This window comes from Sphingomonas parva (ex Maeng et al. 2020) (assembly GCF_004564275.1).
Lineage (GTDB): Bacteria > Pseudomonadota > Alphaproteobacteria > Sphingomonadales > Sphingomonadaceae > Allosphingosinicella > Allosphingosinicella parva.
In genome coordinates this window covers 110,301-129,692 of the sequence record NZ_SPDV01000007.1, presented here as the reverse complement: position 1 = coordinate 129,692, position 19,392 = coordinate 110,301, and the positions used below count along the sequence as shown (strand labels likewise).

Sequence of the window (19,392 nt, the reverse complement as noted above, 5' to 3'; positions counted from 1 at the left end):
TTTTGCCACCGTTTTGGTTGAGAAACCCTCCCTCGCCCTTGATCCCCGTTATAGAAGAAGACACCGAAGTCGAACCAAGCAAAGGGGAGTTGGGGACTTGTTGAAGATGTTCACCGCGGCCGCTGTGGCCGCCAGCCTTGTCGCTGCGCCGACCGTCGCTGCAGCGCAGAGCGCCGCGCCGGCACCGGCCGCCGAGTCGGTTCAGGCCGACAGCGAGATTCGCGGCGGCTTCATCCTGCCGTTGGCGGTGATCGTGGCGCTTGTCGTCGCCGTGGTCCTGCTCACCAACGACGATGACGAGGAAGTTCCGGTCACGCCGTAACGGCTGCCCATTTCAAGGAGGCGCCCGCTCCGGCAACGCCGGGGCGGGCGTTTTCGTGTCCGGCGATCAGAAGTTGACGCGAAGCCCTGCGCCGGCGACGCGGCTGGTTCGCGGCGCCACGTCGCGGATCGGATCGGTGCGGCCGAGCTCGCGCTCCTTCACCGTCGCGCCGGTGACCGCGAAAAGGCCCAGGCCGACATCCACCTGCTCGTGAAGCGGAAGGCTGCGCAGCATGCGCGTCTGCGGAGGCGCGGTGCGCAGGTCGCCGAGGCTGTCGCCGGCGTCGCGGACGCCGGCCATCGGTACCAGGGGAAGCGCACGCGCATGCCTGGTCCGGCCGATCCCGCTGAGGACGAGAGCCTCATGGGCCCGCGCCGCGGCTAGAGGCGATTGAGGTTCCGGCCCGGGCTTCCGCGCATTCGCGGGAAGAGCCGCAGTAAGGCATAGTCCGGCGACCACCAGTCCAGAACATCCTCTCAACACGCAGAGACGCTCCCAGATTACTAACATGTCTCAAGTCCCGGAGACGCGGGAGGTTCCCGCGTGGAGGCTAGAACGTGTAGGCCAGCCCCAGCAAGCCCGAGAATTGATCCGCATCGCCGGCAATCGACACGATCGGGCTGCGCTTGAAATCCCCCTGCAGGCGCGAATAGGCCGCCGCGCCGAACAGGGAGAGACCCGGATTGCGCAGGTCGCCGGTCAGCGTCTGCGCGAGGAACAGACCGAGCCGCATCGATTTCCACCCGCTGTTCGCATTGTAGACGGGAAGGCCGCTGGCGAGCGAGCCCGCCGGGCTGACGCTGAAATAGGTGCGGGCGTAGCCGTCGCCGACATGCTCGGCCGATGCGCTAAGAGTCGCATAGGTCCGCGTGCTGAGCGGAGTGCTGTATTCGATCGAGGGGCTGAAAACCGCGCTCTTGTGGGTGTCGGTCAGATCGTACTGCCAGGTCGCGCGGATGCCGAGGCTGTCATATTGGTGGAGAACCCCCTGCTTCGCGATCCCTGTCTGGAAGCCGAGTTCGATCGCCGTGTCGATCTCGCCGAGCGCGCGAACCTGGGCATCCTTGATCCTGGCGGTGCGGTCCAGGCGGACGTAGGCAACCGGTCCCAGCTCGAGGGTGATCGGTGCATCCTCGGCATCGGGGATGAGGTCGATGGCGATCCCCGGCCCGCGGGTGATGAAGCTGATCCCGGAGACCTTTCCCATGGCGACGCCGATCGGCTGGACGATGTAATCGTCCGACCCCTCGTAGCTCGGGATATAGGCGGCGCCCGCGCCGATGGTCAGGCTGTTGCGGTCCGCAGGACGGTCGCTCGTCCGGTCGGGCAAAGCTTCCGAGTCCTGCGCCTGCGCCGCGGCGGGTGCGGCTGCCACGGCCGCGGCAGCAAAAGCGACGACGGGCAGGGCCCGGACGAGGATCGGCTTGAGGGTCACTGGTCTCTCCCTGTTGCCGCCCGGCGCGCGGGCGCGTGATTCAGTAGCGCAGCCGCCCCTCGGCTGCGTCGGCGATCCGGCGCATGTGACGAAGCCCCCGCCAGAGCAGGAGGATAGCAAGGGCGAGCAGTCCCGCAAGGGCCAGCAAGGCATAAGCGATCGCCTCCAGCCAGCGGTCCTGCCCGGTGGTCTCCGCCGGCGTTGCCGAGGCCGGGCTCCGGACGCCACCGCCCTCGGTGGACGCCGGCGGAGCGGCGTTCCGCTCGGCTGTCCGCTCCATTTGGCTCTCGGGCACCTGCGAGGCTGGGCGGTCTTGAGACGGAGGCGTCGAGGCCTCGTTCGGTTCGGAGGAAAAGCCGCGCGGCGCCCAGGCGGCATCGTTCGACACGGCGGCAAGCGAGCCGAGGATCGACAGGGTGACGAGGCCGGCGAGGACCAGCATCACCATCCGGATCGTCCATTCGGCGAGGTTCGTCGGCATCGCGGCATCCAATCGGTCCGGGCCGGCGTTGTTCCGCAGCGTATCGCCGGCTATTCGAAATCGGATCGGGAATGGAGAGATGATGCGCACTGCCCTGCTTGCTGCCGCCGCCTGCCTCTCGCTCGCCGGCTGCGGGGCCGTGGCGGAGAACCGGATCGAGACCGCACTGACCGACGCCGGGCTCTCGAGGCCGGTTTCGAGCTGCATCGCCGAGCGCATGGTCGACAAGCTCTCGATCGCGCAGCTGCGCAGCATCAGCCGGCTCAAGGACAAGGCCGGCGAGCGGCCGAAGGAGATGGGGCTTCCCGCATTCCTTCTCGCCCATCGCTCCGATCTCGATCCGGAAGTCTATGCCGTGATCGCCCGGGCGGGGGTGGGCTGCGCGCTTTCGACCTGAGCCGGTGCGCTTGGATTCCGCCCTCTCCTGTGCTTAAGGGCCGCCAACCCTTCCACCTTACGAGGAAGCTCCCCTCCCCATGAACATCCACGAATATCAGGCGAAGGAACTGCTCGCCAAGCACGGCATCCCCGTTCCCGCCGGCCATGCCGCTCTCACCGTCGAGGAAGCCGTCGCCGCAGCCGGCCGCCTTCCCGGGCCGCTCTACGTCGTCAAGGCGCAGATCCACGCCGGCGGCCGCGGCAAGGGCAAGTTCAAGGAGCTCGGACCGGACGCCAAGGGCGGCGTTCGCCTCGCCAAGTCGGTCGACGAGGTGCGCACCAACGCCGAGGAGATGCTGGGCAAGACCCTGGTCACCATCCAGACCGGCGAAGCGGGCAAGGAGGTGAACCGCCTCTACGTCACCGACGGCGTCGACATCGCCAAGGAATATTATCTGGCGCTACTCGTCGATCGGGCCACCGGCCGCGTCGCCATGGTCGTCTCGACCGAGGGCGGCATGGACATCGAGGCCGTCGCCCACGATACGCCGGAGCGGATCACGACGATCACGATCGACCCGGTGCAGGGCTTCATGCCGCACCATGGACGCGCCCTCGCCTTCGCGCTGAAGCTCCAGGGCGATCTCAACAAGCAGGCCCAGGCGCTCGCGAAGAAGCTTTACGAGGCGTTCCTCGCGCTCGACTGCGCGATGCTGGAGATCAATCCCCTGGTCGAGACCGAGGACGGCCGGCTCCTGGTCCTCGACGCGAAGATGAGCTTCGACTCGAACGCCCTGTTCCGCCACCCGGACGTCGAGGCGCTGCGCGACGAGACCGAGGAGGATCCGATGGAGGTCGAGGCGTCCAAGTACGATCTGGCCTACATCAAGCTCGACGGCGACATCGGCTGCATGGTGAACGGCGCCGGCCTCGCCATGGCGACGATGGACATCATCAAGCTGAACGGCGCCTTCCCGGCCAACTTCCTCGACGTCGGCGGCGGCGCGTCCAAGGAGAAGGTCACCGCGGCGTTCAAGATCATCCTCTCCGATCCTGCGGTGAAGGGCATCCTCGTCAACATCTTCGGCGGCATCATGCGCTGCGACATCATCGCCGACGGAATCGTCGCCGCGGCGCGCGAGGTCGATCTCAAGGTGCCGCTCGTCGTCCGTCTGGAGGGCACGAATGTCGAGGAAGGCAAGGCGATCCTCGCCGATTCCGGCCTCGCCATCGTCCCCGCGAACGATCTCGGCGACGCTGCCCAGAAGATCGTCGCGGCGGTGAAGGACGCTGCTTGACGTTAACGTAAGGGTCAAGCTACTGGCGTCGCGTTCATTCTCTCCCGGATGGGGGAGGACACGAAGCCTTGGCGAAGCGAAGCTGAGCTAGGGGAGTTGGAGAGGGTGACACCGTCGGCGGTGACTCGCCGCGTCTGTCACCTCCTCCCAGCTTCGCCTAAGCTCGCCGAAGAGGCTCGCCAAGGCTGCGCAACCCTCCCCCTCGAGGGGAGGGGGCTTTTGAGGAGAGGACAGCATGAAGCTTCTCGTCCCGGTGAAGCGGGTGATCGACTATAACGTGAAGCCGCGGGTCAAGGCCGACGGCACCGGCGTCGATCTCGCCAACGTCAAGATGAGCATGAATCCCTTCGACGAGATCGCGGTCGAGGAAGCGATCCGCCTGAAGGAGAAGGGCGTCGCGACGGAGATCGTCGTCGTGTCGATCGGTCCGGCGAAGGCGCAGGAGACGCTGCGCACCGCCCTCGCGATGGGTGCCGACCGCGCGATCCTCGTCCAGACCGACGACAATGTCGAGCCGCTCGCCGTCGCCAAGATCCTGACCAAGATCGCGGCCGAGGAGCAGCCCGGCATGGTGATCCTGGGCAAGCAGGCGATCGACGACGATTCCAACCAGACCGGCCAGATGCTCGCCGCGCTGCTCGGCTGGGCGCAGGGCACCTTCGCGTCGAAGGTCGAGGTGGAGGGCGAGGCGGTCAGCGTCACCCGCGAGGTCGACGGCGGGCTCGAGACGGTGCGCCTGAAGCTGCCGGCGATCGTCACCACCGATCTTCGCCTCAACGAGCCGCGATACGCCTCGCTGCCGAACATCATGAAGGCGAAGTCGAAGCCGCTCGCGACCAAGAGCCCGGCCGATTACGGGGTCGACATCGCGCCGCGCCTGACGACCTTGCAGGTGCGCGAGCCGTCGAAGCGTGAAGCCGGCGTCAAGGTCGGCTCCGTCGACGAGCTGATCGACCGCCTCCGGACCGTGGGAGTGATCGGATGAAGACCCTCGTACTCGTCGAACATGAGAATGGCGATCTGAAGGACGCCACGCTTTCCGCGGTGACCGCGGCCGCCAGCCTCGGCGAGGTTCACCTCCTCGTCGCCGGCGACGCGGGTGCCGCCGCCGTCGCCGAAGCCGCCGCGAGGATCGCGGGCGTCGGCAAGGTCCACCTCGCCGAGGATGCGTCGCTGGCCCATCAGCTGGCGGAGAACGTCGCGCCGCTCGCCGTCTCGCTGATGGAAGGCCACGATGCGTTCGTCGCGCCTGCGACGACGACCGGCAAGAACATCGCACCCCGTGTCGCGGCGCTGCTCGACGTCATGCAGATCTCGGACGTCATCGCGATCGAGGGCGAGGACACGTTCGTCCGCCCGATCTACGCGGGCAATGCGATCGCCACGGTGAAGTCTTCGGACGCGAAAAAGGTGCTGACGGTGCGCGCCACTGCCTTCGACAAGGCGCCGCGCGAGGGCGGATCGGGGACCGTCGAGCGCGTCTCGGGCGCGGGTGACCAAGGCCTGTCGAGCTTCGTCGGGGCCGAGATCGCCGCTTCGGAGCGTCCGGAGCTGACCAGCGCCAAGATCATCGTTTCGGGCGGCCGTGCCCTCGGTTCGGCCGAGCAGTTCCACCAATATATCGATCCGCTGGCCGACAAGCTCGGCGCGGCCGTCGGCGCCAGCCGCGCGGCGGTCGATGCGGGCTATGCGCCGAACGATTATCAGGTCGGCCAGACCGGCAAGATCGTCGCTCCGGAACTCTACGTCGCCGTCGGCATCTCCGGCGCGATCCAGCACCTTGCCGGCATGAAGGATTCGAAGCTGATCGTCGCGATCAACAAGGACGAGGACGCGCCGATCTTCCAGGTCGCCGACATCGGCCTGGTCGGCGATCTGTTCAAGCTGGTGCCGGAGCTGACCGAGAAGCTCTGATCAGGCGGGGAGCGCCGCGAGCGCTCCCCAGTCCACCGGATCCTTGCAGCCGCGGCTCGCCGCCACCGCCGTGATCGGCAGATGGTCCGGCGCGAAGCCGATTCGCCGCAGCTCGCGCCGGACGTAGAAGTGCATCAGCGGCGCGATCTTAGGCGCCGCCTCCCGTGTCTCGCCCCGCCAGATGAAGCGCAGCGGCCCGACGGGTGTCGCCAGCGCGGCGAGCGGCTCGGCCATGGTGCCGTGGGCTCGATATTCGGCGGCCAGCAGCCGGCAGTCGCCGCGCTGCGCATGGATGACGGTGGCGAACGGACGGACCTCGCGCGTGACGACGAAGCCCTGTTGCCGCAGAGTGTCGACGGCGGCCGAGACGAAATCGGCATTGCCGCCATCGGGCGCGGTGCGTGACAGCGCCGCCTTGCCGCCCAGGCTGAGAAGCAGGGCGGCTCCGACGATCAGCCTAAAGCGGACGGAAGACGGCACGGCGCGCTCCGAACAAGCATATGGCGACGACGAGCAGCAGGGTCGTCCACATCGCGATGTGGTAGCCCCAGCCGTGATGAATCTCCTCGAGATGCTCCGGCCAGCGAAGCATCGCCCCGATCCGCAGGACGTTGACCGCGATCGTTGCGGCAAGGGCGGCAAGGCAATAGAGCGCCGGGCGCCAGCCGAACGGCACGTCGAAATATTGGTTCACGCTGGCCCAGAAGACCAGCGCAAGGGACATGCCCTGCATCGACGAGCAGCCCGGCGCGACGACGATACCGCTCCAGCGGTCGCCGATCCACAGCGTATTGCCCTGCTGCTCGGCGCCGATCAGATTGGCGACGAACAGCGCGTCGGCCGAGAGCAGCGGACCGCTGAAGGTCGCGAGCATCAGCCGCCCCCACAAGAGTGCGCCGGTGATGGCGAGGAAGATGATGCCGGCGCGACGAAGCGGCGCCCGCGGCGCACTGGTCGCGATCGTCCAGACGGCGACGAGCGCCAGCGCGGCGCTGCTCGCGGTCGCAGCGGGAAACAGGGCGGCGCCGCCTGCGAGCAAGGCGATCGGCAGGTCCTCGCGGCGCAGCGGCCGGCGATCCCCATCTCCCGCCAGGAGCGCGAGACCCGCCGCCAGCGCGACCCAGAGGATGGCGCTGACCCCGAACAGGTCCATCGCCGCCGCGGCCATGCCGCGCTCCTCGACCGCGCGCAGCGCATGGCCGAAGAAGCCGTTGAGCGTGGCGATCAGGCAGACGCCGAAGAAGAGGTGGCTGCGGCCGAGCTCGCCCGGCCGCAGCGTTTCGATGGTCACCGAAGCCTTAGCGGCGGCGCATGCGCCGGATCAGATAATAGCCGGCGCCGAATACGGCGAGCGCGGGCGCGCCGGCGGCGAGGACGGGGGCCGGGGTGGGTGTCACGCCGGCAAAGGCCGGCCCGGCCGCCGCCAGGGCGGTCACGCCGACAAGGGACGCGGCACGGATGGTGTTCGCGAGAGACGCCATTCTTTTCCTCCTGACATATTGGGCCGAAGCGGCCGCGGCAGAGCTTGCTTGTGGGGCCAGAGGAATCAAGCGAGAAAGCGACCAAGGCGGACCGCGAGGGGACGAAGATGTGAGCGGCTGGATCGATGGAGGAAGCGGGGACGTGCTTCGTGCCGCCCTGCCGATCGCCGGCGCCCTCGCGATGCTGGCGCTGCTGACGGGGCTCGAGGTGCTGCGGCCGCTCCATCGGGCACAGCCGGAGCGCCGTGGCCGTCTCCTCACCAACTTCGGCCTGGGGCTGATCAATCTGCTGATGGTCCTGCTGCTGCCGCTGGGCTCGGTCGCCGCGGCCGAATGGGCCCGGGGGCAGGGTTTCGGCTTGCTGCCCGCGCTGGGCGTACCGGCGGTGGCCGCGGCGATTCTCACCATCGCGGCGCGCAGCCTCCTGATCTACGGCGTGCACCGGCTCGCCCATCGCGTTCCCTTGCTCTGGCGGTTCCATCGGGTCCACCATCGCGACACCGCCGTCGATCTTTCGACCGGCTTCCGCCATCACCCGATCGAGGTCCTCTATGTCGCGCTCGCTGCGGCGGCGCTGGCTGCGGGGTTGGGCCTGTCGCCGGCCGCCCTTGCCGGCTACGAGATCGCTGCCGCCGCTCTGTCCTTGTGGTCGCACGCCAACCATCGGCTTGCGGAGCCGGTGGACCGGCTGCTTGGCGTGCTGCTGTTCACGCCCGCCCTCCATCACGTCCACCACTCCGCCCATCAGCCGGAGACGGACAGCAATTACGGCGATGCGCTGACGCTCTGGGACCGGGTGTTCGGTACCTATCGCCGCTTGCCTCATGCGTCGGTCCAGCGGCTCCGCTTCGGCCTCGGGCCAGCCGACGATCGCCACGCCGGCGATCTGCTGGTCCAGCTTTGCGACCCGCTGATCGGCCGCAAGGCCCCGCAGGAGGAGCGGCCCGTCGTCACGCAAGCGGAGTGACGCCGCTCAGAAGCCGCTGAGGACGCTCCTCACGTTGGCGCCGAGCGCCTCGACGGCGTAGCCGCCTTCCATGACCACCAGAGTGGGCAGGCCGAGACCGGCGATGCGGCGGGCGATCGGCGCATAGTCCGCAGTCTCCAGTGCGAAGAAGCTGATCGGATCGCCGACGAAGGTATCGGCGCCGAACGAGCAGACCAGCAGCTCGGCATCGAAGCCGGCGATGGCCGTCAGCGCGCGCTCGAGAGCCGTCTCGAACGCCGGAAAAGCCGTACCGCGGGGCAGCGGCAGGTTCAGGGTCGCGCCCTCGCCGGCGCCGATGCCCCGCTCGTCGGCATGCCCCCAGTAGAAGGGATAATCGGTCTTCGGATCGGCATGGATCGACGCGAAGAAGACGTCGCCGCGATCGAGGAAGATGTCCTGGGTGCCGTTGCCGTGATGATAGTCGATGTCGAGAATGGCGACGCGCCGGCGTCCGGCGGCGATGGCCACTTCAGCGGCCACCGCAGCGGCGTTCAGATAGCAATAGCCGCCCATGTAATCGGCGCCGGCATGATGGCCCGGCGGGCGGCACAGAGCAAAGGCGGCGGCCTCACCGCCGAGCACCGCATCGAGTCCGGACAAGGCCGACTGCACCGACCAATAGCTGCCCTCCCACGTTCCTTCGGCGATCGGCGTGCTGGCGTCGTAACTGTATTGGCCGAGGCGGGCGTCGACGCGGTCGAGCGTGAGCGGCCGGCGCCCGACCACCGGCCAGACATAGGCTCCGGCATCACCCGGCCGCCCGGCCGCCCGCCACTCGCCGAAGGCGGACTTCAGGAAGTCGACATAGGCGCGGGGATGGATGCGAAGGATCGGCTCCTCGCCATGGTCGCGCGGCGCCTCGGCCGGCCCGAGCGCCTCCAGGATGGCGTCGATCCGTCCGGGATGCTCGGCGAAGGGCACGAACGCGCCGTTGTGCAGCTCCTTTTCCGGCGCATGGCGGCGCTGCAGCGGGGAATGGAAGGTGCGCATCAATGCGGCGTCAGATCGGTAGGAAGGGTAGGCTCGGAGAGAATCGCGGCCATCGCCTGCCAGCGCTCGGCCGGTCCCACGCCCGCGCCTTCGACATGGGCGCGCACCATGTCCTGCCCGAGCCCGTAGTTGATCACGTAGGAGCGATATTGCTCGGTGAACGCGATCGACTGTTCGGCCCGAGCGCGCGAGACGAGCTGGTATTTCTGGGTGAGCCCGACCGCCGCCGCCTTGTCGATCCGCCCCTCTAGGAGGTCGGCGGCGATCGTGAAGCGGGCGCCGGCCAGCGCCTTCATCGCTTCGAGCAACGCCAGATAGCGCGCGGCATCGGTCGTCGGCAGGCCGGCGAGCGGATAGAGCGCCCTGGTCTCGTAGGCGAGCCGCTCCTCACCGGGGAAGGCGAGCTCGATGCCGTAATTGGCCGATCCTTCCGCGATCAGCGATTGCGGCGAGTAGAGCGGATAGACGGTATATTCGATCCAGCCGCGCTCCTTGGCCAGCTCCCGCTCGAGCAGCATGTTGTAGGCGTGATGGCCCGGATAGCCTTCGTGGCAGCCGAGATCGACGGCCCGGCTGATGCGGATCGGCAGATCGGTGTTCACCTGGATGAGGCTGGTCGCGTTGCCCTTGTACCAATTATACCCCGACCAGCTCTTGCCGGTGACGAACTCCAGGGTGAAGCGCTCCTCGGCGGGCAGCGGGATGTGCGCCACGGTCCGGCGGCGGCACTCGGCGATCGCGGCGCGGAACACCGGCTCCAGCCGATCCTTGGGAATGACGAAACGGTCCTGGAAGGCATCCACCCGCTCCGCGAGCGGACCCGCGCCGGGCACCAGGCTCTCGATCCGGGCGAGGATCGGATCGTAATCGGCGAGCGGCTTCAGCTGCGGCCGGACTCCGAAAAGGCCTTCGGCCTCGTCCGCGAAGGGGAGCTTCTCGCCGCGCAGCATCCTGAGGCGGGTCTCGGCGGCACGCAGCTGGGCGGCCAGAAAGGCGCGGCGTCGCTGCTCCATTCGCTCGAGCCGCCCGGCGTCCAGCGCCTTGGTGCGCCGCGACAGGTCCGCGGCCGCCGTGGCGAGCTCGGTGAGGGATCGCGGTGCGGCCTTGGCCGCGTCCTGCCACTCGGCCGGCCCATAATAAGCGTCGACATACCCGGGCTCGCGCTCGCCGATCTCCAGCTGCAGCTGGACATAGTCCTTGGCAATCTCGTCCAGGCTGTCGCCTGCCGGCCGGTGCGCGACGCACCCGCTCAGCAGGGCCGCCGCCAGCAGCGCCAGCAGAACCCTCATCGTTCCTCCAACCCCATGACGTCGCCGTCGCCGGCGATCTCGGCGTTCTGTCGTTCCTCCTCATCCTGCAGACTCGGCGCGCACGGGGCAAGCCGCAGCATCGCCCAGCCGGCGAGGGTGGAGAGGAACGATCCCGCCAATATGCCGATCTTGGCTTCCTCCGCCCGCTCCGGCTCGCCGGGGAAGGAGAGGCCGCCGATCAAGAGGCCCATCGTGAAGCCGATGGCGCAGAGCAGGTCGACGCTCCAGACCTGCATCCAGGTGGCGCCGCGCAGCCGGCGCGCGAAGCCGAGCCGCACGCAGGGCCATACCGCGCCGAAGATGCCCGTCTGCTTGCCGACGAACAGCCCGAGCTGGCGACGATCATGGCAAGCGCGGCCGCCGCCATCGGCACCAGGCCCCCGCCGCTTCCGAGCTCAGAAAGACGCGCAGCGCCGACGCGGCCGAGGACCGGGTTGCGGCCATCCCGAGCCTCCAGCCGCAGTCGTCCGATGGAGGAAGGCCGCGCAGGGCGCGACGAGAGATCGCGCGGTTGATCTTCGCGCCCCGATCCGCTCAGATCATGCGATGGATCAGACCACGCCCGTCTCGCAGATCGCCCACCTCATCCAGCTCGCGATCGCGCCGGTCTTCCTGCTCGCCGGCATCGGCGCGATCCTCAACGTTCTGGCCCAGCGCCTCGCCCGCGTCGTCGATCGGGCGCGCGCACTCGAGGCCGAGTTCGCCGACTTCCAGCCGGATCATCGCGATCGCGCCTCGAGCGAGCTCGGTCTGCTCGATCGCCGCATGCACGTCGTCAATCACGCGATCAGCGCCTGCACGGCCAGCGCCCTCTTCGTCTGCCTGGTGGTCGCCCTGCTGTTCGTCGCCGATCTCGCCGAGATCAAGTTCGGCACGCCGGTGGCCTTGCTGTTCATCACGGCAATGCTGTTCCTGATCATCGGCCTGATCCTCTTCCTCTGGGAGATCCGCCTGGCGATGAGCGCTATCCGCATCCGCAGCGAGCATCTGCCGATCAAGCGCCGCTGAGATCCTCGCGGGCAGCGGCCGGGGTCACGTCGCTCCGTCCCTCGATCTGCAGCGCGTCGCTCTCGGCCTCGCTAAGGTCCCCGCCTGCGCCGGCGAAGGCGGCGCGAAGCCGTGCGAGGTCGAGCGCGCCCTCCCAGCGCGCGACGACGATGGTCGCGACCGCGTTGCCGGTGAAATTGGTCAGCGCCCGGCACTCGCTCATGAAGCGGTCGACGCCGAGGATCAGCGCCATGCCGGCGACCGGCACCGCCGGCACCACCGAGAGTGTCGCCGCCAGCACGATGAAGCCGGAGCCGGTCACTCCGGCGGCCCCTTTGGAGCTCAGGATCGCCACCGCCATCAGCAGCAGCTGGTCGGCGAGGCTGAGCTCGGTGTTGGTCGCCTGGGCGATGAACAGCGCCGCCAGCGACATGTAGATGTTGGTGCCGTCGAGGTTGAACGAATAGCCGGTCGGCACGACCAGGCCGACGATCGGCTTGGGGCAGCCCGCGCGCTCCAGTTTCTCCATGAGAAGCGGCATCGCGCTTTCGGACGAGGAGGTGCCGAGGACGAGCAGCAGCTCGTCCTTGATGTAGCGGACGAGGCCGAGGAGCGAGAATCCGGCGGCGCGCGCGACGAGGCCGAGCACGACGACCACGAACAGCAAGGAGGTGAGATAGAAGGTCGCGATCAGCCCCGCCAGATTGGCGAGCGTGCCGATGCCATAAGCGCCGATCGTGAACGCCATCGTCCCGAATGCGCCGATCGGGGCCGCGTACATCAGGATGTGGACGATACGGAAGACGATCGCGGTCAGGGTTCGCAGCGTGCCGAGGAATCGCTCGCCTCGCGCGTCGAGCATCGCCAGGGCGATTCCGAACAGGATGGCGACGAACAGGACTTGGAGGATCTCACCGGAGGTGAAGGCGCTGGCCAGCGTGTCGGGGATGATGTGGAGCAGGAATCCGGTGACGCTCTGCTCCTTCGCCTTGCCGACATAGGTCGCCACGGCGTGGGCATCGAGGCTGGCAGGATCGATGTTCAGCCCGTCGCCGGGGCGGACGATGTTGGCCACGATCAACCCGACGGCGAGCGCAAGGGTCGAGAAGGTGAGGAAATAGGCCATCGCCTTCGCCCCGACCCGGCCGAAGGCCTTGAGGTCCGACATGCCGGCAATGCCGGTGACGACGGTGAGGAAGATCACCGGCGAGATGATCATCTTGACCAGTTTGATGAAGCCGTCGCCGAGCGGCTTCAGCGCCTGCCCCGTCTTCGGGAACAGCCAGCCGGTGAGGACGCCGAGGGCGATACCGACCAGGACCTGAAAGTAGAGCGTCCGCCAGAAGGGACGGCCGGCGCGCGCCGCGACCACGCGACGAGCCTAGCGCCGGAAGCGGATCGCCCGCCCGTCGGGCGCGATGATCGAGACGGCGCCGCTGCCGTAGACGCTGTAGCTGCCCGCCGCGTCGAGGATGGCGAAATAGCGGGTCTCCTGCTCCATCCGATCGGGTGCGCAGGCCATTCGGGTCGATGCGATCGGCCCGAAGTCGATCCGCTCCTGCGACTGCAGCCTGTACGTGGTGGTGAAGCTGTTGCAGCCGCCGTTGCCGCTGGCCTGGCCGTCCTCGCCAAGGACCAGGGTCAGGCGGGTGCCGCCGACGATCGGCACGCCGTTGACGTCACTGGCGACGAACTCGCCGCTGCCGAGACGCGGAAGGCCGGGCCCGGCACAGCCGGCGGCGAGAAGAAGCGGAAGGAGAAGGAATGCACGCATCGGCGCATCCTCGGGGAAACCCCCGCGTACCGCAAGCGGTCTGTCGCAGCGACGCGCCAGGCGGAGGTCAGGCGGGGGTTCGCTCCGGGTCTGACGCCGGCCGCGGCCGGGTCGCGAGGAACAGCTGGAGGCGCTTCATCCAGGCGCGATAGACTGCGTCCAAGGCCGCCTCCTTGCTTTGCCCGCTCTGGCGGGGATCGGTTGGCAGGGCGGCGCGGCCGCCCGCGGCCGGTTCAGCGCTGGGGCGCGACCAGGCCGGCGATCAGGTAGAGCGGCAGCGTGATGCCGCTGACCGCCAGGGTGACGAGAACCGCGACAACGCGGATCAGCGTGAGGTCGATACCGGTGCTGCGGGCGAGCCCGGAGCAGACGCCCATGATCCTGGCGTTCGATTTGTCGAGAGCGAAGGACGACATGGCAATGATCCTAGAATGAAGTGGATCCAGTGGCTCGGCGGAGCCGGCGGTCAGATGAACTGACCGGCCGGTCCGACGGCGGCGGTGATGAACAGCGAGGCGGCGAAGAGGGCGCCGATGGCCGAGATGGCGAGCTGCTGAAGGTTCGAATTGAAGGTCATGGTCTTGCTCCCTTTTTGGTCCGCGGGCCCCTAGCGGCCGTTGGTATCGGAAACATTGCACCGACCATGCCAAATTGTACGTATGGCGGAAAACTGCGCTTTTCTGATGAAGGGGGCGAATAGCGCAGAAATCTGCGCGCCAACTATCAGCAAAGCTTCCCGACAATTGGTGTTCGTTATCGGACGAGAGTGTCCGCGTGCGACGCGCCGCTCCAGAAGCGGACGCTGCGAGCGGGCCTCGCTGCGGTTGTCGTTCCCCGGTTCCGTTCCTAGGTCAGAGCGAACAACGAGGAGAGAGAGATGGTCACGCGTAGCGGCCCGATGGCCTGTCCGGTCGACGGCACCCCTTTGGTGATGAGCGAGCGGCAGAATATCGAGATCGATTATTGCCCCACCTGCCGCGGCGTCTGGCTGGACCGCGGCGAGCTGGACAAGATCATCGAGCGCAGCGCCACCCAGGCTCCGCCGCAGCCGCCGCAAGCTCCGCAGCCGCCTCAGCCGCCGCAAGCGCCTCAGCCGCCCCAGGGCGGCCCATGGTCGCAGCCGCATTATGGCCAGCAGGGCTATGGCCACCACGGCCACCACAAGCGCCGCAAGAGCTGGCTCGAGGAAATCTTCGACTGATGGGCGGCCGTCGTGCCCGGGCGCCGCTGTTCAGATGGCTCGGGGAGCCGGTTTGATGCGGACGCTGTTCACCATCGGCTACGAAGGCAAGACGGTCGACGAGTTCCTCGGCGAGTTGCAGCAGGCCGGCGTCGAGCTGCTGATCGACGTCCGCGCCGTCGCCGCATCGCGCCGGCCGGGCTTCTCGAAGACCGCGCTCTCCAACGCCCTGGCCGAGCGCGGCATCGGCTATCTTCACCTGCGTCCGCTCGGCACGCCGGCCGCCGGCCGCCAGGCGGCCCGCGCCGGTCGCACCGCCGAGATGCGCGCCATCTACGCCGATCAGCTGGAGACGCCGGAAGCCGAGCTCGCGCTCGTCCGCGCGCTCGCCGAAGCCGGGGAGCGGCGCGCCGCCCTGCTCTGCTTCGAGCGCGAGGCGGCCGGCTGCCATCGCGCCATGCTCGCCGAGCGCATGCTCGACCGCGAGCGCTTCGAGGTGGTGGATCTCTGACCCTGGAGTCGCCGCTTCAGCGCGGGCGTCGCTCCAGGTGCAGATAGGCCGGATCGAACTCGGCGGCGCGCTCGAGACGGTCCCGGTCATGGATCACCACCTCGCCGCCGCGAAAGGTGAGGAGATCGTCGTCCCGCAGCTTCTTCAGCATGCGATTGACGTGAACGGCGGTGAGGCCGCTCGCGTCGGCGATATCGGTCTGGGTCAGCGGCAGCCGGTAGGTCGTGCCGTTGCTCTCCCCCGCCACTTGCAGGCGCAGGTGCAGTTCGCAGAACAGGTGCGCGATACGGGCGAGCGCGCTGCGGCGCCCGACGGAGAGGACGTGCTCGCGCTGGATCGAGGCGTCGAGCAAGGTCGCGAACCAGAGCAGCCGGGCAAGGTGCGGGTGATTCTCCGTGATCTCGCGGAGCGCCTCGTGCGGGATCAAAGCGATGCGGACCCCGCTGAGCGCGCCGACATGGTGATCGAGCGATTTCAACAGGAAGCCGTGCAGGTCCATGCAGTCGCCGGCGACATGGATCTCCTGGATCTGGCGCTGCCCGTCGGCAAGGTCCTTGTAGCGGCAGGCGAAGCCGTCGAGGAGCACGGTAGAATGGGTAAGCGAGGCGCCGGCCCGCACGATGGTGCGTCCGGCCGCGATCTCCACCACGTCGGAGACCGAGGCGACGAACACCTTTTCTTCCTCTTCGGAGACGATGTCGCGGGCGCGCAGCTTGGCGATCGCGCGGTCGAGGCCTTGCGCCTCAGGCGCCATCCCCGGCCTCGAACGTGCCGTCGGCCGCGATCCCCGCCTTGCGCAGCTCCGGACCCAGCCGGCCGCTCAGCCAGAGGAAGAACATCCGGAAATCGGCGCCGAGCGACCAGAGGGGATGAGTGAAGGTCGCCGGCCGGTTGCGTTCGACCAGCAGATGGCTGGCCCAGGCGAAGCCGTAGCCGGCGATCGGCACGGCCGCCATCAGCCGCAGGTCGCCGCTCGCCACTGCGCCGACCGCGAGCAGGATCACCAACGCGGTGCCCGCATAATGGAGCGCCCGGGTTCCGGGCCGGGCATGCTCGCGCAGGTAATGCGGCCAGAAGTCCGCAAAGCGCCGGAGCCGCACCGGCGCCTCCTGCGCGGGCCGGCTCACGCCGGCGCGCCCATCCCCGCCGACGGCGTGCGGCGGAGCAGCGCGCCGGCCAGCCACCCGCCGAGCAGCGGCGCGATGATGGCGGAAACCTGGAGCAGGGGCGGATAGCGGCCGAGCAGCGCGCTGGCGGCGGCGTTCAGCAGGATCAGTCCGGCGATCGTCCACAGCGCCCAGCGCCGGCCGCTGATCGCCCCGGCCACCCAGCCGCCGACGAAGGCGCCGGCGAACCAGGAGATGGCGAAGATCAGCTGGGCGCCGACCCCGGAGGATTCGATGATCGCGCCGAAATTGTTCCGATCCGCCATCGAGACGGTGCCGAGCGCCGGATAGAGGAGCTGGTTGACCCAGCTGACGCCGAAGATCGCCACCAGGGCGATGACGAATCCTGCAACCAGACCACCGATGATACGCACCATTCCTGCCCCCTGTTCTGTCTTTCGGGCAGCATAGCAAAGCCGCAGCCTCGCCAGAAGGGGCAGGCGCGGCCTCAGCCGTTGACGATCGTCCCGCCGTTCGGGTGAAGGACCTGTCCGGACATGTAGCTCGAATCCTCGCAGGCCAGGAACAGGAAGCTCGGCGCCACCTCGTTCGGCTGACCGGGCCGCCCCATCGGCGTGTTCTCGCCGAACGTCTCCATCTTCTCCGGCGTCGAGCCGCCGAACGGGTTGAGCGGCGTCCAGATCGGCCCCGGGGCGACGGCGTTGACCCGGATACCGTCACCGACGAGGTTCTCGGAAAGCGAGCGGGTAAACGCGGTGATGGCGCCCTTGGTCGACGAATAATCGAGCAGCTCGCTCGATCCCTGGTACATCGTCACCGAGGTGCAGTTGACGATTGCCGCGCCGGCCTTGAGGTGCGGGCGCGCAGCCTGGACCATGAAGAAATAGCCGAAGAAATTGGTCTGGAACGTCCGCTTCAATTGCTCTTCGGTGACGTCGCGAATGTCCTTGTCGGGATGCTGCTCGCCGGCGTTGTTGACCAGCACGTCGAGCCGGCCGAGCGCCTTCACCGTCTCGGCCACGGCGCGTTCGCAGAACGCCTTGTCGCCGACGTCGCCGGCGACGGTCAGCGCCCGCCGCCCTTCCGCCTCGACGATCCGCTTGGTCTCCGCAGCATCGTCATGCTCGCACAGATAGAGAATCGCCACGTCGGCGCCTTCGCGGCCGATGCCGCTGTCGGCGCCGGTGATCAGCGCCACCTTGCCCTGAAGCCGTCCGGAGCCGGGGTAGCGCGGCTCCCAGTCCGGCTTGTCGCGCATCCGGCTTTCGTGTCCGGGCAGCGCGTCCTCATGGATCATGTCGATCGTCTCGGTGTCGCTCATCCTGGTCTCCTTTTCGTCGCGACCAACCACCTCCGATCGCTCCTGTTCCGAGGATCGGGCGCGCGGCTACGGGCGAAAGGTTGCCCGCTATTGCGCATCCCGGCCGCACCGATTGCGTACCTGCTACATTTGTAGCAGCATTGGCTCGGCGGGTTCCTCACCCGCGGGATCGGAGACAATGGATGAAGACACGCCAGCTTCTGGCCGCGGCCCTGCTCGGCCTCGCGCCCCCCGCCCTTGCCGCGTCCCGCGCGCCGCAGCCCCCGGCCGCGGGCGAGGCGACGCCGCGCCTCGTCGGCGAGTGGGAAGGCGAGGCCGATCAGCCCCGCGGATGGCCGCTGTTCCTCAACCTGCGGGTCGAAGAGAGGGCTGGGCGTCTGGCCGGCCGGCTCTCGTTGCTCGGCCGGCGGCTGGATCTCGCCCGCGCCTCGCGCAGCGCGAGCGGGATCGAGGTGGCGACCGCCGGTGCCGATCCGATCGTCGTCCGCGCTCGCTTCGAAGGGCAGGCGCTGGTCGGAGAAGCGGTGGTCGACGGAGTCTCCTGGCCGCTCCGGCTCCGGCCAGTGCCGCAACTGCCTCCTCCTCGAGACCGCCTCGAGGGCTGGCGGCAGGATCTCGATACGCTCGCGACGCGCTTCCTCGCTGCCGACCGCAGCTTCTCGCCGGGCGAGGCGATGCTCTTCCGGGAAGCGCTCGACGCGATCCGGCAGGATCTGCCGCGGCTCGACGACGCCGAGATCACCACGCGGATGGCGGCTGCCGTCGCCCTCGCCGGCAACGGCCACACCCGCCTCTATCTGCTCCGCAACCGCCAGGAGCTGCGCCGCCTGCCGATCCGCTTGTGGTGGTTCAGCGACGGCCTCTTCGTCGTCCGCGCCGCGGCCGCGCAGAAGGACCTGCTCGGCTGCCGTGTCGAGGCGATCGAGGGACTTCCGGCGCGCAACGCCCGCGATCGCGCCGCGCCGCTGTTCGCCGGCACCAGCGGCTGGATCGACTACAAGACGGTCTATTCGCTCACCAGCCCGGAGACCCTCCACGGTATCGGACTGGCCCCGGACATGGAGCGGATCGCCTTCCGCTTCGCCGGCTGCCCCGCGGCCGGCGTCCGCACGCTCGCGCCGCTGCCGCTGGCCCGGTCGCGTGCGCCGGTCGAGGCCTGGTGGGATCTCTCCCCGCGCTTCCGTGCGCCGGGCACCGATTGGGCGCACGTTCTCGATGCGCAAGCAGCGGCGCTTCCGCTCTACCTGCGCAACGAAGCGAATTACTGGTTCGACGAGACGGACGGCATCCTCTACCTGCAGTGCAACCGTTCCGAGCAGGCGGAGGGGGAGACCACCGAGGCGTTCGGCAAGCGCCTGCTCGACGCGCTCGAGCGCCGCAGGCCCCGGGCCTTCGTCCTCGACCTTCGCTTCAACACCGGCGGCAGCATGCATTATGCCGAGGCGCTGATGGAGGCTCTGGTCCGCCGCACCGAGGGGCTGCAACGCTTCGTGATCGTCGGCCGCGCCACTTTCTCGGCCGGGATGTCGGCGGCCTTGCCCTGGCGCAGGCCCGGCGTCACCTTCGTTGGGGAACCTATCGCCGAGCGGCTCGATTTCTGGGCCGAGGGCGGCAACATCCCGCTGCCCTACTCCGGCTACGACGCCCATTTCGCCAACGGCTTCCATTCCTATTCGCCGGCGCCCTGCCCCCAAGGCATCTGGTGCCTCGACCGCAGCATCGACGGGCTCGATCCGCACGTCCTCGCGACAACGAGCTTCGCCGATTATGCGGCCGGTCGCGATCCGGCGATCAGCGCGATCGCTGAGAGGCTCCGGAAGAGCGCGGGAAATCCGTGACCGCTGCCGAAAGGCCGCGGAAGAACGGGGGCGTGGTCCTGCGGCGCCCCCGGGGAT

Annotated in this window: 26 protein-coding genes; 10 read left to right on the top strand and 16 right to left on the bottom strand. The window is 68.5% G+C overall.

Translation table 11 applies throughout. The features are described from left to right. Positions 1-97 precede the first annotated feature (97 nt). A complete protein-coding gene (locus E2493_RS04655; protein ID WP_135084204.1) occupies positions 98-322 on the top strand; it encodes a hypothetical protein in 225 nt (74 codons plus the stop codon). A gap of 66 nt (positions 323-388) precedes the next feature. On the opposite strand, the gene E2493_RS04650 is transcribed toward E2493_RS04655, so the two are convergent. The 3 genes from E2493_RS04650 to E2493_RS21070 form a co-directional block, all read right to left on the bottom strand. Continuing rightward, positions 389-622 carry a hypothetical protein gene (locus E2493_RS04650; RefSeq protein WP_135084202.1) on the bottom strand — a complete coding sequence of 78 codons (234 nt, stop codon included), beginning with the start codon at positions 620-622 and terminating at the stop codon, positions 389-391. Between the two features lie 250 nt (positions 623-872). Next, entirely contained in the window at positions 873-1,757 is an 885-nt protein-coding gene (locus E2493_RS04645; protein ID WP_167737385.1) for a MipA/OmpV family protein, read from the bottom strand. 40 nt (positions 1,758-1,797) lie between these two features. Beyond that, complete coding sequence (locus E2493_RS21070; RefSeq protein WP_167737384.1) at positions 1,798-2,238, bottom strand: hypothetical protein; 441 nt, start codon at positions 2,236-2,238, stop codon at positions 1,798-1,800. Positions 2,239-2,320: 82 nt separating this feature from the next. Between E2493_RS21070 and E2493_RS04640 the strand changes: the two genes are divergently transcribed. The 4 genes from E2493_RS04640 to E2493_RS04625 all read left to right on the top strand — a co-directional run bounded on the left by E2493_RS04640 (position 2,321) and on the right by E2493_RS04625 (position 5,828). Continuing rightward, a complete protein-coding gene (locus E2493_RS04640) occupies positions 2,321-2,635 on the top strand; it encodes a hypothetical protein (RefSeq protein WP_135084198.1) in 315 nt (104 codons plus the stop codon). 79 nt (positions 2,636-2,714) lie between these two features. Next, the gene (gene sucC, locus E2493_RS04635; RefSeq protein WP_135084196.1) at positions 2,715-3,914 is read left to right on the top strand and encodes an ADP-forming succinate--CoA ligase subunit beta; all 1,200 of its coding nucleotides are present in this window, start codon (positions 2,715-2,717) and stop codon (positions 3,912-3,914) included. Positions 3,915-4,149: 235 nt separating this feature from the next. After that, complete coding sequence (locus E2493_RS04630; RefSeq protein WP_135084194.1) at positions 4,150-4,899, top strand: electron transfer flavoprotein subunit beta/FixA family protein; 750 nt, start codon at positions 4,150-4,152, stop codon at positions 4,897-4,899. Beyond that, complete coding sequence (locus E2493_RS04625; RefSeq protein WP_135084192.1) at positions 4,896-5,828, top strand: electron transfer flavoprotein subunit alpha/FixB family protein; 933 nt, start codon at positions 4,896-4,898, stop codon at positions 5,826-5,828. Before E2493_RS04630 ends, E2493_RS04625 begins: the two co-directional genes overlap by 4 nt. Here the strand turns inward: E2493_RS04625 and E2493_RS04620 are convergent, their stop codons facing one another. The 3 genes from E2493_RS04620 to E2493_RS04610 are packed head-to-tail and all read right to left on the bottom strand — an operon-like array spanning position 5,829 to position 7,309. Beyond that, complete coding sequence (locus E2493_RS04620) at positions 5,829-6,308, bottom strand: hypothetical protein (RefSeq protein WP_135084190.1); 480 nt, start codon at positions 6,306-6,308, stop codon at positions 5,829-5,831. It abuts the gene before it with no gap. Beyond that, positions 6,286-7,119, bottom strand: a complete 834-nt coding sequence (locus E2493_RS04615) for an archaeosortase/exosortase family protein (protein WP_135084188.1) — start codon at positions 7,117-7,119, stop codon at positions 6,286-6,288. The genes E2493_RS04620 and E2493_RS04615 overlap by 23 nt, the downstream gene beginning before the upstream one ends. Positions 7,120-7,126: 7 nt before the next feature. Further along, the gene (locus E2493_RS04610; protein WP_135084186.1) at positions 7,127-7,309 is read right to left on the bottom strand and encodes a hypothetical protein; all 183 of its coding nucleotides are present in this window, start codon (positions 7,307-7,309) and stop codon (positions 7,127-7,129) included. Positions 7,310-7,451: 142 nt separating this feature from the next. On the opposite strand from E2493_RS04610, the gene E2493_RS04605 reads away from it, so the two are divergent. After that, positions 7,452-8,276 (top strand): sterol desaturase family protein, encoded by an 825-nt coding sequence (locus tag E2493_RS04605; RefSeq protein ID WP_135084184.1) that lies wholly within the window; start codon positions 7,452-7,454, stop codon positions 8,274-8,276. Positions 8,277-8,282: 6 nt separating this feature from the next. On the opposite strand, the gene E2493_RS04600 is transcribed toward E2493_RS04605, so the two are convergent. From E2493_RS04600 to E2493_RS04590, 3 genes are read right to left on the bottom strand one after another with little or no spacing between them, the layout of a single operon-like run. Beyond that, the gene (locus tag E2493_RS04600; RefSeq protein WP_135084182.1) at positions 8,283-9,287 is read right to left on the bottom strand and encodes a histone deacetylase family protein; all 1,005 of its coding nucleotides are present in this window, start codon (positions 9,285-9,287) and stop codon (positions 8,283-8,285) included. After that, positions 9,287-10,576 carry a hypothetical protein gene (locus tag E2493_RS04595; protein ID WP_135084180.1) on the bottom strand — a complete coding sequence of 430 codons (1,290 nt, stop codon included), beginning with the start codon at positions 10,574-10,576 and terminating at the stop codon, positions 9,287-9,289. The genes E2493_RS04600 and E2493_RS04595 overlap by 1 nt, the downstream gene beginning before the upstream one ends. Next, on the bottom strand, positions 10,573-10,923 hold the full coding sequence (locus E2493_RS04590) for a Na+/H+ antiporter NhaA (RefSeq protein ID WP_135084178.1): 351 nt from the start codon (positions 10,921-10,923) through the stop codon (positions 10,573-10,575). Before E2493_RS04590 ends, E2493_RS04595 begins: the two co-directional genes overlap by 4 nt. Before the next feature lie 220 nt (positions 10,924-11,143). On the opposite strand from E2493_RS04590, the gene E2493_RS04585 reads away from it, so the two are divergent. Next, positions 11,144-11,605: a DUF2721 domain-containing protein gene (locus tag E2493_RS04585; protein ID WP_135084176.1), complete on the top strand. Its 462-nt coding sequence runs from the start codon at positions 11,144-11,146 to the stop codon at positions 11,603-11,605. On the opposite strand, the gene E2493_RS04580 is transcribed toward E2493_RS04585, so the two are convergent. From E2493_RS04580 to E2493_RS04570, 3 genes are all read right to left on the bottom strand, one after another. Further along, positions 11,592-12,956 (bottom strand): dicarboxylate/amino acid:cation symporter, encoded by a 1,365-nt coding sequence (locus tag E2493_RS04580; protein ID WP_135084174.1) that lies wholly within the window; start codon positions 12,954-12,956, stop codon positions 11,592-11,594. The two genes, E2493_RS04585 and E2493_RS04580, sit on opposite strands and share 14 nt — an antisense overlap. A gap of 9 nt (positions 12,957-12,965) precedes the next feature. After that, positions 12,966-13,358, bottom strand: a complete 393-nt coding sequence (locus E2493_RS04575; protein WP_135084172.1) for an META domain-containing protein — start codon at positions 13,356-13,358, stop codon at positions 12,966-12,968. A gap of 233 nt (positions 13,359-13,591) precedes the next feature. After that, a complete protein-coding gene (locus E2493_RS04570) occupies positions 13,592-13,774 on the bottom strand; it encodes a PspC domain-containing protein (RefSeq protein ID WP_135084170.1) in 183 nt (60 codons plus the stop codon). Between the two features lie 461 nt (positions 13,775-14,235). Here E2493_RS04570 and E2493_RS04565 point away from each other — a divergent pair, with 461 nt between their 5' ends. After that, positions 14,236-14,559, top strand: a complete 324-nt coding sequence (locus E2493_RS04565) for a TFIIB-type zinc ribbon-containing protein (RefSeq protein ID WP_225421145.1) — start codon at positions 14,236-14,238, stop codon at positions 14,557-14,559. A gap of 55 nt (positions 14,560-14,614) precedes the next feature. Beyond that, positions 14,615-15,049, top strand: a complete 435-nt coding sequence (locus tag E2493_RS04560) for a DUF488 domain-containing protein (RefSeq protein WP_135084168.1) — start codon at positions 14,615-14,617, stop codon at positions 15,047-15,049. Positions 15,050-15,065: 16 nt separating this feature from the next. Here the strand turns inward: E2493_RS04560 and E2493_RS04555 are convergent, their stop codons facing one another. The 4 genes from E2493_RS04555 to E2493_RS04540 all read right to left on the bottom strand — a co-directional run bounded on the left by E2493_RS04555 (position 15,066) and on the right by E2493_RS04540 (position 17,497). Then, complete coding sequence (locus E2493_RS04555) at positions 15,066-15,803, bottom strand: Crp/Fnr family transcriptional regulator (RefSeq protein WP_135084166.1); 738 nt, start codon at positions 15,801-15,803, stop codon at positions 15,066-15,068. Further along, entirely contained in the window at positions 15,793-16,176 is a 384-nt protein-coding gene (locus E2493_RS04550; protein WP_225421144.1) for a DUF962 domain-containing protein, read from the bottom strand. Before E2493_RS04550 ends, E2493_RS04555 begins: the two co-directional genes overlap by 11 nt. Continuing rightward, a complete protein-coding gene (locus E2493_RS04545) occupies positions 16,173-16,589 on the bottom strand; it encodes a hypothetical protein (RefSeq protein WP_135084164.1) in 417 nt (138 codons plus the stop codon). Before E2493_RS04545 ends, E2493_RS04550 begins: the two co-directional genes overlap by 4 nt. Before the next feature lie 74 nt (positions 16,590-16,663). Then, positions 16,664-17,497, bottom strand: coding sequence for an SDR family oxidoreductase (locus E2493_RS04540; protein ID WP_135084162.1), 834 nt, complete (start codon positions 17,495-17,497; stop codon positions 16,664-16,666). 182 nt (positions 17,498-17,679) lie between these two features. On the opposite strand from E2493_RS04540, the gene E2493_RS04535 reads away from it, so the two are divergent. Beyond that, positions 17,680-19,335 (top strand): S41 family peptidase, encoded by a 1,656-nt coding sequence (locus tag E2493_RS04535; RefSeq protein WP_135084160.1) that lies wholly within the window; start codon positions 17,680-17,682, stop codon positions 19,333-19,335. The last annotated feature ends 57 nt before the right edge of the window (positions 19,336-19,392 follow it).